Below are 13,484 nucleotides of genomic sequence, written 5' to 3'. Positions count from 1 at the left end.
GTGCTCCTCTACCATAAATAGAAGAAAGCAAAAATAAACACCCACACCAAATCCACGAAGTGCCAGTACAGCCCGGCTATCTCGACGTTCTGATAGTTTCCGGAGCGCTCATAATCTCCCCGAAATACTTTCATCGCCACAATGCTGAGGTAGATGGCGCCGATTGACACATGCAGTCCGTGGAACCCGGTAATCATGAAAAAGCTGGCGCCAAACTGCGCCGCCCCCATAGGGTTCCCCCAGGGACGCACCCCTTCTGCAATGAGCTTGCTCCATTCAAATGCCTGCATGCCGACGAAGGTCACACCCAAGGCAGCGGTGGCCAGCATCAGGGCAGTGGTTTTCGCGCGATCACGGCGATAGGCGAAATTGACGGCCATGGCCATGGTGCCGCTGCTACTGATCAGCACAAAGGTCATGATGGCGATCAGAATAAGCGGGATTTCTCTACCGCCAATCGTCAATGCGAACACTTCACTGGGGTTCGGCCAGGCGGTGGTGATGGTCATGCGTACCGACATGTAGCCGGTTAAAAAACAGGTGAATATAAAAGTATCGCTGAGCAGGAATATCCACATCATCGCCTTGCCCCAAGGGACCTGCTTGAAGGCCTCCTTATCCGAGGACCAGTCGCTGGCGATGCCCTGCCATCCCTCTGGCGGCGGCAAGCTGGGTGGATTGGATGAACTGGACTCGCCTGGGGCAAGTGGGTGCGTTGCCATGGCTTTTCACCTCAGGCCGCAAAATCTGGCGATCGCTTCATAGGTTTGCGGCGTGCTGGTCAGCAAAGCGAATAGCACGAACCAAAGACCCAGTAAGTAATGCCAATAGATGGCACACAGCTCTACGCTGGCGCTGAGTTGCGGCAACGGCACGCGCTGCAGGAATTTAGCAACGATTATGCCCCAGGCTATCAGCCCGCCCAGCAGGTGGAGCGCATGCAGGCCGGTCAACAGGTAGAAGAAGCTGTTGGCCGGATTGCTGGCGAGAAAGTAGCCCCAGGCGACAAACTGCTGCCAGACCCAGAGCTGTCCCGCCAGAAAAGCAATGGCAAATACACCCCCCAACGCGAAACCAATCACAGTTGCACCCAGTCGCGCCTTTCGGGCGGCCATACGCGACCACTGCAGTGCGACGCAACTGAGTACCAGAAAAGCCGAATTCAGCCATAACTGCGAGAGATCGGCTAACGGCGCCAAAGGCTCTGTCAGGGGTAACCAGTCGGTCATTTGTGAACGGGCGATAAAGGCGAGCAAGAAGAGAAAGAACAACGAACTCACCACGGCCAGAAACAAGCGCAGGCCTGTTCTTGCGATTTGGTTTCGATCGGCACCCTCGCCGGCCTGAATACCCTCCGGGTCGCGATTCCAGCTGCCGCCGGGGTCAGCTCCGTCGGCGTTTCTCAATAGCAACCTGCTCATGTTTTAACGTCCGCTATCTTGGTTCCGGCACTCAGTTGCCGCATCTGCTCCAACTCCTCGGCGGAGACTGTTTGCGGAACGAAATCCTGTTCTATCCCCGGCACACTGTAGTCATAGGCCCAGCGATGCACGACCGGCAGCTTCGCGCCCCAGTTACCGTGTATCGGCGGGGTGTTCGGCGTTTGCCATTCCAGACTGGCCGCGCCCCAGGGATTACTGCCTGCGGGCTTGCCCTTGAAGACACTCCAGGCCAGGTTGAACAGGAACAGCAGCTGGGAAACGCCAACGGTCAATGCGACCACCGTAATGAAGGCATTCAATTCTTGCGCCGACTGCGGGATGAACGCGTAGTTTTCATAGGCGTAGTAACGGCGTGGCATGCCCTGGAAACCGAGGTAGTGCATGGGGAAGAAGATGGCGTAGGTGCCCAGAAAGGTAATCCAGAAATGCAGCTTGCCCAGGGTGTCGTTCAACATGCGCCCGGTGACTTTCGGGAACCAATGATAAATACCGCCGAACACCACCAGCACCGGCGCGACACCCATGACCATATGAAAATGGGCTACGACGAAATAGGTGTCCGAGAGCGGAATATCCACGATCACATTGCCCAGAAACAAGCCGGTCAGACCGCCGACCAGGAAAGTGACGATAAAGGCCAGGGCAAACAGCATCGGCACGGTCAGATGAATGTCGCCGCGCCACAGGGTCAGCACCCAGTTGTAGACTTTCAGTGCGGTCGGCACCGCGATGATCAAGGTGGTGACGGCGAAGAAAAAGCCAAAGTACGGGTTCATTCCACTGACATACATATGGTGCGCCCAGACCACAAAGCTGAGTACACCAATCGCAATAATGGCCCACACCATCATTCGGTAGCCGAAGATATTTTTACGCGCATGCGTGCTGATCAAGTCGGAGACCAGACCAAACGCCGGGAGAGCAACGATGTAGACCTCCGGGTGGCCGAAGAACCAGAACAAGTGCTGGAATAAGATCGGGCTGCCACCCTGGTGATCGAGCTGCTGCCCCAGCGAGACCATCGCCGGCATAAAGAAACTGGTACCCAACAGCTTGTCAAACAGCATCATGACCGCACTGACGAACAACGCCGGGAAGGCCAGCAAGGCCATAATCGAGGCCATGAAGATTCCCCATACGGAGAGCGGCATGCGAAACAATGTCATGCCGTGCGTGCGCGCCTGCAACACCGTGGTGACGTAGTTCAACCCGCCCATGGTGGCGGCGACAATAAAAATCGCCAGCGAGACGAGCATCAGGACGATGCCCCACTGGACCCCCGGTGTCCCCTGAGAAATGGACTGTGGCGGATAGAGCGTCCAGCCCGCACCGGTGGGGCCGCCCGGTACAAAGAAACTGGAGAGCAACACCACTACCGCTAGCAGGTAGAACCAGTAACTCAGCATGTTGACGTAGGGGAAGACCATGTCGCGGGCGCCCACCATCAGCGGGATCAGATAATTACCGAAGCCCCCCAGAAACAAGGCCGTCAGCAAGTAAATGACCATGATCATGCCGTGCATGGTCATCGCCTGATAGTAAGTACTGGCGTCCATGAACGCCAAAGTGCCGGGGAAGCCAATCTGTATGCGCATCAAGCCGGACAGCACCACGGCGATAACGCCCACGAACAAAGCCGTCAAGGAATACTGAATGGCGATGACCTTGTGGTCCTGACTCCAGACATATTTGGTCAGGAAGCTTTTGGGTTCGTGCAGTGCTTCTGTTTCGGCTTGCTCCGCATAGGCCATCACGTCATCCTCCTGTCGAAGTTTCGGTGCATTCCTGGCTGCTTTACGGCTACTTCCCTGGCTGTGCCTTGCTTGCATCAGCGTCGGCATTTGCTTTGGATTTGATAAAAGCGATCAGTGCGTTCAGGTCCTTGTCGCTCGGAGTAAAGGCCGGCATGACGGCTGCGTAGCCTTTGACGATTTTGGCTCCGGGATTAAGAACCGACTCTTTTATATAGCCCTCATCGGCCTTTATCGTCGAACCGTCGGCAAGGGTTACGGTCTCGCCATACAGGCCCTGCCAGCTGGGGCCGACGCCCTTGCTGCCATCGACACTGTGGCAGGCCAGACAGCCGAGCGACTGAGCCAGCTGCTGCCCCTGCGTCGCCAAGTCATCACTTGGGCCCGACGCTTCGCTGGCAGAAGGTTCATTGTCTTGCTGCGCGGCACCCAGTGATTTGATCAGGGCGACGAGTGCGCCCAGTTCATCGTCATTGAGAGTATAGGTCACCATGACCGGCGGGTAGCCCTGTACCAATCGGGCCTTCGGATCGAGGATCGACTCTTTCAGGTAGGCCTCATCGACCAGCACACTGGTGCCATCGGCAAGCTGTTCAGTGCGACCGTACAACCCCTTCCATCCCGGGCCGAGACTGGCGCTGCCATCCTGGCTATGGCAGGCACTGCAGCCGAGGTTTTCGGCCAGCAGGCGGCCTTTTTTCAGCACGCTGTCCCGACTGGGCTTGGCGGCTGTCGTTAATGTCTGCGCAAAAGTCGGTTGGCTGTTCAGCCATTGATCGAAGGCGTCCTGTTCCTCCACGATCATATGGCCGCGCATGTTGTAATGGCCTACGCCACAATATTCAGCGCAAAGGACTTCATACTTCCCGGTTTTAGTCGGTGTAAACCAAAAGTACGACACCATCCCTGGCACCATGTCCATCTTGCTGCGCATTTGTGGTACATAGAAATCGTGCAGCACATCTTTAGAGCGCAGTAAAACTTTTACCGGCTTATCGAGCGGAAGGCGAACTTCATTGTTTATTACAAGTACATCGTCTTGCCCAACAGGATCCTTGGGGTCAAGGCCAAAGGGATTGGTGGAATCAACAAACTTAATATCCGACTTGCCCAGTTTCCCGTCATGGCCGGGAAAACGAAAGGCCCACTGCCACTGCTGGGCGACCACTTCAAGTTCATAAGCATTATTCGGCACCCGGACAAAGTCACTGTAAACAACCAGACCTGGCGCCAACATCGCGGCAATACCTACCGAGGTCACGATAATCAACCAGGTTTCCAACTTTTTATTTTCTGGCTGGTAGGCCGCCCTGGCACCTTCCTTGTGACGGAAACGCATCACGGCCACCGCCATGAATACGGTGATGGCGATGAAAAATATTCCGCTGATGATCAGGGTGATGAACAGGGTGGTGTCTATCGACCCCCAGTTGGACGCTGGCGGTGCTGCATGCCAAGGCGCTAATAGATGGAACAGCACTGATGCAATAACGATTAGTACAAGAATAATTGCCATTGCCATTTTGCTTTCATCCTATTCCTGTTACTCATCGGTATGCCTAAGCATCGCCACAGAACAACATCGTCAAATCAATACTAATCTGACGCCAAAACAGGCTAGACAAATACCCTCTATCTTCGTGGCAAAGTCCGCAGGAAGTATAGTTCATGGCCGGAACAAGCGCCTTTCCTGAAAGGCCTTGCCACCTGGATATTCCAACTTCAACATCAACTTTGTTACTTGAAACCTATTCGCTATATATAACTGTAACAATTAAGCAACACATCCCGCCTGAACCACACGTCGAGCAAGCGAGGCCCGGTTGCCAGCTATAATTAAAGTCTGTTTACGCGGTCAGACAAGTGACGGCCAAGAGCGATAGCGTCCAGCCGTCCACAACGGAGATTTCGTCATGAGTGCCTTGACGATCGAAGGCTGGTGCAAAGTCAACGGACAACAAAAGTCGACCCCGATGGGTGAAATCCATTTTTACGTCGATGGCCCCCTCCATAAGGGGCTGGAGGACGCTGAAGAACGCCTGCAGAAGACCCATGAGCGTGAAGCCATGGTCGATGTCGACATGGACACACTGGAGTTGAAATTGCCAGAGGGATACGACCCTTTGTCCGACTGCCAGATGCGCGTCTATATACACAACGAGCGTGGTCAGTTCCATCTGGTCGGGCATCGAGCGAGTGATGGAAGCTTGGTCTATAGCAACGCGGTGTTGATAGATCAGTTGATTGATTAGCTACGACAGGATGCTCGGCCATCAGAACGCGAAAGGGACAGACGAAAAGAGCGGGATCTGTCCCTTTTTCATTAATGCATCAACGCGTCGCAACGATAAACAACCGTGGGAACGGCAGCAGCACTGAACCATCGGCCAACGTCGGATAAGCCAGCTCGATCGCCGCCTGATACTGCTTGAGATACTGCGCCCGCTCCGCCTCATCCAGCGGATCAAGAAACGGTCGCAATCCGCTGCCCTTGAACCACTCGACCACACCAGACGCGCCACCCGCAAGCGGGTGATGGTAGGTGGTGCGCCAGATATCGACACGGGAACAGTGGGCTCTCAGCATCGAGTAATAACCACTGGCATCTGCCATCTCCGTCCGCTGCCCGGCGGCGCCCGACAGTTTGCCAACCCATGGGCCATCGGCTGCAACTTCGCGCATCAAGCGATGCGAAGGTTCGTTGAGATTGTCCGGCATCTGGATCGCCAGGCTACCACCGGGCGCCAGTTTGCTCACCAGTGCAGGCAGCAACTTCGCGTGATCGGGTACCCACTGCAACACCGCGTTGGCGAAAATCACATCAAACGGGCCGTTTTCGTTCCAGGTATCAATATCAGCCATATCGAATTGCACCTGCGGCAAGCGCTTGCGGGCGGCGTCGATCATATCGGTCGAACTGTCCAAGCCACGCACCGTGGCATTGGCGAAGCGCTCAACCAGCAACTCGGTCGAATTACCGGGGCCGCAACCGATATCGATTGCCGAGCGCGCGTCCACAGCAGGGATCGCGGCCAGCAGGTCACGGGCGGGACGTGTACGTTCATCTTCAAAGGCGACGTATTGTTTGGCGGACCAACTCATTGCGTTCTCCTGTCGGTGCGTTGTCATGGGCAGGGCAGATAACGGTTCGCTACGATACGCCAACCGATGTGCTCTGCCCTATCCGACCTATGGCGCAGGATGTCAGTTGACCCAACCCCCTCGTTGCCAATACCAGCCATTATTACGCTGCTCCCAGTGGGGATGCACATAACGATAGCCCGGTCGTTCCGGCACCCAGTGGCCATGAACAGCGACATAACGCCCACCTTCCCAACGCCAGTATCCTCGGGACCAGACGTACCCCGGACGCGCCACAGGCTCTACTTCGATTACGCGTTCCGGTGGTGGCTGCGGTGCAATGACTTCAACGTACTCATGCTGCACCGGACGCCGCTCATGAACGACCCGCTCCTGCACACAGCCGGACGCTGCGAACATCACCGCCAATAACGCCATATAACGTAACCACATGCTGCCTCCTCAGGCTTGACCGCCGCATTGAGTGAATCAGCAAAAATCCCCCCTTTTCCAGCCACGCTCCTGCCTGGCTAATTGATCTTGTAGCAGGTCGTATCTGTCTATTACCTGAACTTGTATGACTTGGCACCGACATAACAACGAGAGTTTGAATGCGCGTTCTTTATCGCCAAATCTTCTGAAATCATAACTAAATCGACCGTTCGTCGAACTGACAGGAAAGCAATTTTGACAGCCTTGAAATGGCACCTATAGTCCTATCGCGGCCCGTCGGAAGGAACCCGAACCCGTTAGTTTGCACGCAAGGAGCAAGGCCAGCTCATGCCCGTGACAGGTGGGTTCCGCCCGTAGTGTGTTCGCAACGGCCGTAAGGCAAGCAAGCGTTGTTGTGCCTGGAAGATGCCAGGCATTCACTATGAACAAGGAGCTTTACTATGTCTCGAGTCACGGATGTTCTTGTTTCAATCGACACTGAAACCATTCTGAAAAACTACCCGAACATCAGCAAAAACCCTGCCTCGCCGACGTTAATCGACGTCAATCATGTGTACATGGTGACCAATCAGAACAACGTGGTCAGCGGCCAGGCCGGTGGCGAACTCAACTTGAAAGCCCAGGTAGGCGACTTGATTCGCTGGCGTGAAACCAGTCTGTCGCAGAGCTTCGAGACTGCAGTGATTTTCTACAAGTTCATTGGCAATGTCGGCAACGAGTTGATCTCCACACCCACGCCTCGCAAGGCTACAGCGTGCGTTGCCGTTCCCAACACCAGCAACCCGTCGGTTCCAAGCTGCCAGAAAGTCGATAACCATTACTGGTCTTCGGAAACACTTTCGTGCGGCAGCGTGACCTACCACTTCCATTTCCTGATCGTTGATCGCGACTGCAAGATCGTAGGTTGCTGCTCGTGGGATCCGTTCATTACCATCCGTAACTGACGATGACCAGGCCCCTTGGCAACGAGGGGCCTACCGAGTTCGTTGCCGCTTCGGCCGGGACGGGATGTCTTGCTTGAACTGATGCGGCTGCCGTCTTGAATCAACATCATGAAAGGAATCCATGATGACTTCCGAACCGATTGCCTCCCCCTCGACGAGTATCGCGCCAGCCAATAATGTGCTGCTGATCGTCGATGCCGAATCGCTGCTTTTACGTTATCCGCAACCCAGTCTTGAGCCGCAAAACCCGACCGGGATTGAGGAAGGTTTCATCTTTGCCATCAGCGGCAACAAAACAACACAAAGTACTACAAATGACAGCTTTATGACGTTTATCGCCAGTAACGGCGAGAACTTCCATATCCGTGGCAGGACCGTCAGCTTGCTCGCTGAACACAGCGTGGTGTTCTACGAGATGTCTGTCGGTGATGCCGGGGTACTTTCACCACCTGAACTGGTGATCCACACAAACCTGACAGTCCCCGCACCCAATCCCGAAAACCCGACCCAACCGGGCAGCCACACGGCCGATGATCATTACTGGCACTGCACGCAATTGGCGGCTGGTGTGGCGGCGTGCGAACTGAAATTCATGCTGATCAATAAAAGCTGCGAGGCATTGGGGTACTTCAGTTGGTCGGTGGACGTGAAGTTGGCGGAGTGAATTGACTCCTAAAAAACCGGCCTCAAGGGCTAATGCCAATCAGTTAAGCCAAAACGCGATCCGTAGCAGCTGGCGAAGCCTGCTGCTACGGATTGTGTCGCTCCTTAACTGATTGGCATTAGCCTCAAGGGCGGTTTTTTTATTGAATTGAATGAGAGGGCATATCTGTTCGCGCGTTGTTGATCAAATGCCCACAAAAAACCGGCCGCAATGGCCGGTTTTTTTTCGCGCCGAGCAAGCTCGGCTAGTCGTAATATCCAACAGTCTTCTTCAAGTGATCCGAGTATTCGTAGATATCGTCTATCGAGTTGATTGCGTGCCGGGTTTCATTTTTCTCTTCATCAAAAATCCCGATGTACTTCTGTGAACGATTGAAGTGCAGACGACAGATAGGTTTGCGGTTGTTGTCGTCGAGCAGAATGCCGAAGTAGCTTTGGGTGTCGCGTTGAACAATTCGTTTGGCATCGACAACAGACCGAACCACGGCGCGGACAATGTGATAACCCTCCAGTTCTTCCAAGGTGGTCAGAACCTTGTCCTCAGACTCGTCCCGCAAATCCGGCTGCTCGGTACCACTGGAAGAAACCGACAAAGAGGCCAACGCTGGTTGAATAGCACCGCTCATGGCCGACTTAAGCCTGTCGTTGATTTGGTCGTTGAGAAACTGCACCACGGCCTTTCTCGTTAGCTCATGGAACTGCTCACGGACCTTCTGAGTAATCACCCCGTCGTATACACGCGATGCGAACACCTTCACAAAGTCGTCATCAGGCTTGCTGACCTGCGAAGCAATGACCTTTTTGATTTGGCTGACGTACTTCAGCTCACCTGCGGCGCTGATGATCGAATCCACATCGAAGGCTGACTTGGTGAGCTTGACCAATTCGGGAACGGAATACTCGTCGATATCCAGAAGGTCGAGTTCAAGAAACGGCTTCTCATCCATCTTGTTTGGCGCGTCCAGGTCGGTGAAAAACTTGTAGACCTGACCGTTGGTAAGGATAGAAATTCGGGCGCTGGTGACGTGAAAATAACGAAACAACTGGGAGGCATGATTGATGTGCAGCGGCTCGCCTATTTTTTTGCACTCGATGAGGATTTGAACCTCTCCCCCCTTCATGATTGCGTAATCAATTTTTTCTCCCTTTTTCGTTCCAATATCACAAACGAATTCGGGAGTTACTTCCGTCGGATCGAAGACATCGTAGCCCAGCACCGTGCTGATAAACGGCATGACAAACGCGTTCTTGGTCGCTTCTTCCGTCTTAATGGCAGCGCCTTGCAAACGAACTTTGGCGGCTAAGCTTGCTAACTTTTCGAAGAATTCCATGAGTGGCCTCTTATCTGGTTCGATCCGTGTGTTTGCATGCTGGCAAATTGATTGCCTTTGATACTAGACACAAACCGGCACAAAGAAAGAATCCAACCAAGAATTGGGAACAACAGAGATTTCCTCCATCCATATCTGAGTCAATTCGACCTATAAGATCGCCAGGTCGCAGCCTTCCGTCAGCTACTCCGACCTACCGAGGTACGAGTTACCGGCTTTTCATTGAACCCAGAATTTAATCAGAATTTTCATCATGCCCGTGCTGTCTGAAAATCAGGCGCATCCCTATAAGGAACACGGCAATGAAATTCGCAAAAGTCGCTCAGAAACTTGCCCTGTGGGCCGGCAGCCCCAAAACGTTCATGGGGGCGATCATTCTGATTTTTCTGTGGGGGCTGAGTGGGCCGATTTTTCACTTCAACGACACCTGGCAACTGATCATCAATACGTCGACCACCATCATCACGTTCCTGATGGTGTTCCTGATCCAGAACACCCAGAACCGCGACACGGACATTTTGCATTTGAAGGTCGATGAGTTGCTGCGGGTGACGAAGGAGGCGCAGAACGCGATGCTGGGGCTCGAGGCGCTGGACCTCAAGCAGTTGGAAGCGCTGAGAAAGCAGTATCGGCAACTTGGCGAGGGCGAAACGATTTCCCTGGACGGCACCGTCGTCCAGGAAAAAGGTAAGCAGGATTTGAATGAATGCTGATCGGGACGTCGCGGGTGGCCCGAGGTCACCCGCGTACTTCGTGGGTTAGCGACTGGCTTGCAGCGCCTTGGCCATTTGCAGATGGCTCTGCAATTTTGGCAGGGTTTCTTCGGCGAAGGCTTTGATTTCAGGCACGTCGGTGGTCTGCGCTACCTGTTGAAGCTGTTCGATGGCTTCCTGGGTGGTTTTCACCTGACTGGCCGCGTAGGCCTGGTCGAAGCTCGCGCCGTCCTGCACTTGCGGCATCAAGGCTTTGGCTTTATCGACTACCTCTTCGCGCGGAGCCACCGGCAAATCCAGTTGCTTGGCGATTTTCGCCAGATGCTGGTTGGCGGTGGTGCGGTCGTTGATGACGACGATGGTGTAGTCCTTGACCTCTTTGGATTCGGTTTTCTGGTGCGCCAGGCGGCTGGCTTCGATGTCGGCCATGCCTTTGGCCGATGCATCGTTGATGAATTCGGCGGGGGACTGGGCAAAGGCACTGCTGGCGCACAGACCCAGCAACGTGGCAAAACTGGCATTGCGTAATCGGGTGGCCATCCGGCTCATGGTCGCGCCCTCCTCGTAAAAAATTCAAACGGGAGCTTACGCTCCCGCCTCTCAATCAAAACTACCTTCACCGCTACTTCGATTTCTGACCACCTTTACGGCCCATATCGGGTTTCGCAGGGTCTTTATCGACAGTCGTGGTGGTAGTTTTCCCACCTTTGCGACCGGCTTCAGACGCCTTCGTTCGATCGTTGGCGAAGTTTCCCGAGTTCGAGTTTCTTGAATTAGGCATGATTCTCTACCTCTTGGTGATGATCGCGGCGAGCAGGAGCCCGCATAGAATCAGAATTTCGATCACCGCAAAGGTTTAGAAAAGTTGAAATCGCCGCGACGAACGGTGGCAGATTTTTCAGGCCCCGAGGCGCTGATGATTTTGGCGCTTGGCGGCGTACATGGCCTCATCGGCATGCCGGAACAACTGCTTTTCTTCGGTTCCGTGGTCGGGGTATCGCGCAACGCCGATGCTCGTCTGGATGATCAGGCTGTGACCGTCCAGACGCAGGGGTTGAGCCAGGACCTGTCGGATTTTTCCCGCCACGCTGTCGGCGTCTTCCGAGGCGTGGATGCTGTGCAACAACACCACAAACTCATCGCCGCCGATGCGCGCCACCGTGTCGGTTTCGCGCACACAGCCCTTGAGCCGGTTGGCGACAGCTTGCAGCAGCATGTCGCCGACCGCATGGCCGTGGGTGTCGTTGACTTCCTTGAAACGGTCGAGGTCGACATACAGCAATGCCATATGCCCGGAATCCGCCCGCGCCAGCGTCAGTGAGTCTTTAAGCCGTTCACGCAGCAACTCTCGGTTGGGCAGTTGAGTCAGTTGGTCGTACTGGGCCATGCGCTGCAGCCTGGCATGCAATTGCTTGCGCTCAATCGCTGTGGCGACCTGGGCGCAAACGTATTGCAGCAGCTCCTTGTCCTGTTCGGTGTAGCGCTCACCACCGGGCACGCTTTTGACGATCAACGCACCGATGGTGCCGTTTTGTGAACTCAACGGCACGCCCAGCCAGCAAGGCGAATGCTGTCCCGCGACCAGCGCCTCAAACCCTTCCGGCAAATTGTCCTGATCCGGTGTCAGCAGAATCGGCTGGCCGCTGCGAATCACCTCGGCGCAGAGGCGCCCGGTGATCGTTCCGGGCTGCTCGGGTTGCGGCTCCAGATCGTCCACGTGATAAGGGAAATTCAGCTGCGCACAGTGTTCGTCATACAGCGCCACGGAGAAATTCAGCGCCGGCAGCCATTCTCCGATAATCAAATGGATGCGTTTGAACAGCGCCAGTAAATCTTCCGCCGCGTGGGCCGCTTCGGAGATCGCATACAACGCCGCTTGCCGGGATTCGGCCTGCTTGCGCTCAGTGATGTCGCGCGCCACGGCGATGCGCAGTTGGTCGACCTCCGACCAGCGCGCCGACCAGAGGATGTGCGCCACGCGGCCATCTTTGCGCAGGTAGCGGTTTTCGAAATTGAGCTTGGGGTCGCCGCCCATGATCTCCCGCGCGGCATCGAGGGTGCGCTGACGATCAGCGGGGTGCACCAGGTCGATCATCGGCTGGCCGATCAGCTCTTCGGGGGTATAACCGAAGATACGCTCGCAGGCCGCGCTGACAAATACGAAGCGACCTTGTTTGTCGACCGCACAGACGGCGTCCAGCAAGAGATCGATGAAACTCGCCAACGGCGCGGAATTTCTGGTTGCCATAGTGCGGTGAGCGTGTCCGGACAATGCAGCAATAAAGAACCCTCCCTGCCCCATCAATACAACTGACGCCTCCTTGCGATCAGCCTCACGCCTTGTTCGTCACCAGCCCCGGCAATGCATGCGCCAGGGCGTTGATGGCAAACCCGATAAACATCACCCCACACAACCGGGTGATCAACAGCTCATGGCGCTGGTACAAGCTGCGCACCTGCCGCGCCCCGACAATGCCAATGAGGATAGCGTAGGCCATGAGGCCGCCAACGAAGCTCAGGACAATCAGCCACGGCAGCATCGACCAGTGCAGCAATTCGGCACGGCTGGACAGCAGCGCCGTAAAAGTCGCTACCGCCACCGGGTAAGCCTTCGGATTGGTCAGGCCAAATAGAATGCCGTGCCAGAACGGCTGCCGCGCCGGGCCCTGTGGCGCTTCGACACTGCTGCGACGGGCACGAACCGCGCGCAGACCGAGCCAGAACAGATACAGCCCGCTGAGCACGCCCAGCACATCGAACGCAGTACTGCCGATTTCCCGCGCACCGACAATCGCGATCAGCGCGGTGCTGCACCAGACCACATCCCCCAGCAAATGCCCGCAGAGAAACCCCGCCCCGGCCCGCCGACCACGCGCCGCACCGATGCCGAACACCGCCAACACACCCGGCCCCGGCGTGATGCCGTAAATAAAGCCCGAGGCGAGAACAGCCATTAGCAGCGATGGGGTCATTGGAAGTCCTATTGAACCGGGGTGAATGCACGCAAGTCTATCTCAGGTTCCCGGAACCCGACTTACAGATCGTCGAAGAACTTCAACCGCGCAAAGGGCTGCTGTCGACCGATTAACCGCTAAGTGCTTCTGGT

General features: G+C 55.4%; 15 protein-coding genes. 4 read left to right on the top strand and 11 right to left on the bottom strand.

The window, feature by feature from the left end; all coding sequences use genetic code 11:
- Positions 1-8: 8 nt before the first annotated feature.
- Genes AC3IUE_RS07235 through AC3IUE_RS07220 form a run of 4 tightly spaced genes read right to left on the bottom strand, consistent with a single transcriptional unit; the run spans position 9 to position 4,715 of the window.
- Positions 9-722, bottom strand: a complete 714-nt coding sequence (locus tag AC3IUE_RS07235) for a heme-copper oxidase subunit III family protein (protein ID WP_056742591.1) — start codon at positions 720-722, stop codon at positions 9-11.
- A 6-nt stretch (positions 723-728) separates the two neighbouring features.
- Positions 729-1,421, bottom strand: a complete 693-nt coding sequence (locus tag AC3IUE_RS07230) for a cytochrome c oxidase subunit 3 (RefSeq protein WP_489266457.1) — start codon at positions 1,419-1,421, stop codon at positions 729-731.
- On the bottom strand, positions 1,418-3,193 hold the full coding sequence (gene ctaD / locus AC3IUE_RS07225; protein ID WP_046046158.1) for a cytochrome c oxidase subunit I: 1,776 nt from the start codon (positions 3,191-3,193) through the stop codon (positions 1,418-1,420). Before ctaD ends, AC3IUE_RS07230 begins: the two co-directional genes overlap by 4 nt.
- A 49-nt stretch (positions 3,194-3,242) precedes the next feature.
- Positions 3,243-4,715, bottom strand: a complete 1,473-nt coding sequence (locus tag AC3IUE_RS07220) for a cytochrome c oxidase subunit II (RefSeq protein ID WP_489266455.1) — start codon at positions 4,713-4,715, stop codon at positions 3,243-3,245.
- Positions 4,716-5,106: 391 nt separating this feature from the next.
- Between AC3IUE_RS07220 and AC3IUE_RS07215 the strand changes: the two genes are divergently transcribed.
- Positions 5,107-5,445, top strand: coding sequence for a hypothetical protein (locus AC3IUE_RS07215; protein ID WP_056742598.1), 339 nt, complete (start codon positions 5,107-5,109; stop codon positions 5,443-5,445).
- Between the two features lie 79 nt (positions 5,446-5,524).
- On the opposite strand, the gene tam is transcribed toward AC3IUE_RS07215, so the two are convergent.
- Positions 5,525-6,295, bottom strand: a complete 771-nt coding sequence (tam, locus tag AC3IUE_RS07210; protein WP_489266453.1) for a trans-aconitate 2-methyltransferase — start codon at positions 6,293-6,295, stop codon at positions 5,525-5,527.
- A gap of 102 nt (positions 6,296-6,397) precedes the next feature.
- On the bottom strand, positions 6,398-6,727 hold the full coding sequence (locus AC3IUE_RS07205; RefSeq protein ID WP_082555838.1) for a YXWGXW repeat-containing protein: 330 nt from the start codon (positions 6,725-6,727) through the stop codon (positions 6,398-6,400).
- 440 nt (positions 6,728-7,167) lie between these two features.
- Between AC3IUE_RS07205 and AC3IUE_RS07200 the strand changes: the two genes are divergently transcribed.
- Complete coding sequence (locus AC3IUE_RS07200) at positions 7,168-7,671, top strand: inclusion body family protein (RefSeq protein ID WP_046046162.1); 504 nt, start codon at positions 7,168-7,170, stop codon at positions 7,669-7,671.
- Positions 7,672-7,795: 124 nt separating this feature from the next.
- Positions 7,796-8,335, top strand: a complete 540-nt coding sequence (locus tag AC3IUE_RS07195; protein WP_056742604.1) for an AidA/PixA family protein — start codon at positions 7,796-7,798, stop codon at positions 8,333-8,335.
- 244 nt (positions 8,336-8,579) lie between these two features.
- Here the strand turns inward: AC3IUE_RS07195 and AC3IUE_RS07190 are convergent, their stop codons facing one another.
- Entirely contained in the window at positions 8,580-9,665 is a 1,086-nt protein-coding gene (locus AC3IUE_RS07190; protein ID WP_489266450.1) for a type I restriction endonuclease, read from the bottom strand.
- A 302-nt stretch (positions 9,666-9,967) separates the two neighbouring features.
- Here AC3IUE_RS07190 and AC3IUE_RS07185 point away from each other — a divergent pair, with 302 nt between their 5' ends.
- Positions 9,968-10,378 (top strand): low affinity iron permease family protein, encoded by a 411-nt coding sequence (locus AC3IUE_RS07185; RefSeq protein WP_008152989.1) that lies wholly within the window; start codon positions 9,968-9,970, stop codon positions 10,376-10,378.
- Between the two features lie 45 nt (positions 10,379-10,423).
- Here the strand turns inward: AC3IUE_RS07185 and AC3IUE_RS07180 are convergent, their stop codons facing one another.
- The 4 genes from AC3IUE_RS07180 to AC3IUE_RS07165 all read right to left on the bottom strand — a co-directional run bounded on the left by AC3IUE_RS07180 (position 10,424) and on the right by AC3IUE_RS07165 (position 13,350).
- Positions 10,424-10,927 (bottom strand): DUF4142 domain-containing protein, encoded by a 504-nt coding sequence (locus AC3IUE_RS07180; RefSeq protein ID WP_046046166.1) that lies wholly within the window; start codon positions 10,925-10,927, stop codon positions 10,424-10,426.
- 73 nt (positions 10,928-11,000) lie between these two features.
- The gene (locus AC3IUE_RS07175; RefSeq protein ID WP_010462447.1) at positions 11,001-11,159 is read right to left on the bottom strand and encodes a KGG domain-containing protein; all 159 of its coding nucleotides are present in this window, start codon (positions 11,157-11,159) and stop codon (positions 11,001-11,003) included.
- A 117-nt stretch (positions 11,160-11,276) separates the two neighbouring features.
- Positions 11,277-12,626, bottom strand: a complete 1,350-nt coding sequence (locus tag AC3IUE_RS07170) for a sensor domain-containing protein (RefSeq protein WP_461997271.1) — start codon at positions 12,624-12,626, stop codon at positions 11,277-11,279.
- An 85-nt stretch (positions 12,627-12,711) separates the two neighbouring features.
- A complete protein-coding gene (locus AC3IUE_RS07165) occupies positions 12,712-13,350 on the bottom strand; it encodes a LysE family translocator (protein ID WP_033061380.1) in 639 nt (212 codons plus the stop codon).
- Positions 13,351-13,484 lie beyond the last annotated feature (134 nt).

It is taken from the genome of Pseudomonas sp. GL_093, from assembly GCF_057837605.1.
The sequence above is the reverse complement of the archived record's forward strand: the minus strand, read 5'-3'. Positions and strand labels throughout refer to the sequence as shown.

Coding starts and splice junctions, on each gene's coding strand:
- AC3IUE_RS07235 (WP_056742591.1), bottom strand. CDS start 722: ATGGCAACGCACCCACTTGCCCCAGGCGAGTCCAGTTCATCCAATCCA.
- AC3IUE_RS07230 (WP_489266457.1), bottom strand. CDS start 1,421: ATGAGCAGGTTGCTATTGAGAAACGCCGACGGAGCTGACCCCGGCGGC.
- ctaD (WP_046046158.1), bottom strand. CDS start 3,193: ATGGCCTATGCGGAGCAAGCCGAAACAGAAGCACTGCACGAACCCAAA.
- AC3IUE_RS07220 (WP_489266455.1), bottom strand. CDS start 4,715: ATGGCAATGGCAATTATTCTTGTACTAATCGTTATTGCATCAGTGCTG.
- AC3IUE_RS07215 (WP_056742598.1), top strand. CDS start 5,107: ATGAGTGCCTTGACGATCGAAGGCTGGTGCAAAGTCAACGGACAACAA.
- tam (WP_489266453.1), bottom strand. CDS start 6,295: ATGAGTTGGTCCGCCAAACAATACGTCGCCTTTGAAGATGAACGTACA.
- AC3IUE_RS07205 (WP_082555838.1), bottom strand. CDS start 6,727: ATGTGGTTACGTTATATGGCGTTATTGGCGGTGATGTTCGCAGCGTCC.
- AC3IUE_RS07200 (WP_046046162.1), top strand. CDS start 7,168: ATGTCTCGAGTCACGGATGTTCTTGTTTCAATCGACACTGAAACCATT.
- AC3IUE_RS07195 (WP_056742604.1), top strand. CDS start 7,796: ATGACTTCCGAACCGATTGCCTCCCCCTCGACGAGTATCGCGCCAGCC.
- AC3IUE_RS07190 (WP_489266450.1), bottom strand. CDS start 9,665: ATGGAATTCTTCGAAAAGTTAGCAAGCTTAGCCGCCAAAGTTCGTTTG.
- AC3IUE_RS07185 (WP_008152989.1), top strand. CDS start 9,968: ATGAAATTCGCAAAAGTCGCTCAGAAACTTGCCCTGTGGGCCGGCAGC.
- AC3IUE_RS07180 (WP_046046166.1), bottom strand. CDS start 10,927: ATGAGCCGGATGGCCACCCGATTACGCAATGCCAGTTTTGCCACGTTG.
- AC3IUE_RS07175 (WP_010462447.1), bottom strand. CDS start 11,159: ATGCCTAATTCAAGAAACTCGAACTCGGGAAACTTCGCCAACGATCGA.
- AC3IUE_RS07170 (WP_461997271.1), bottom strand. CDS start 12,626: ATGGCAACCAGAAATTCCGCGCCGTTGGCGAGTTTCATCGATCTCTTG.
- AC3IUE_RS07165 (WP_033061380.1), bottom strand. CDS start 13,350: ATGACCCCATCGCTGCTAATGGCTGTTCTCGCCTCGGGCTTTATTTAC.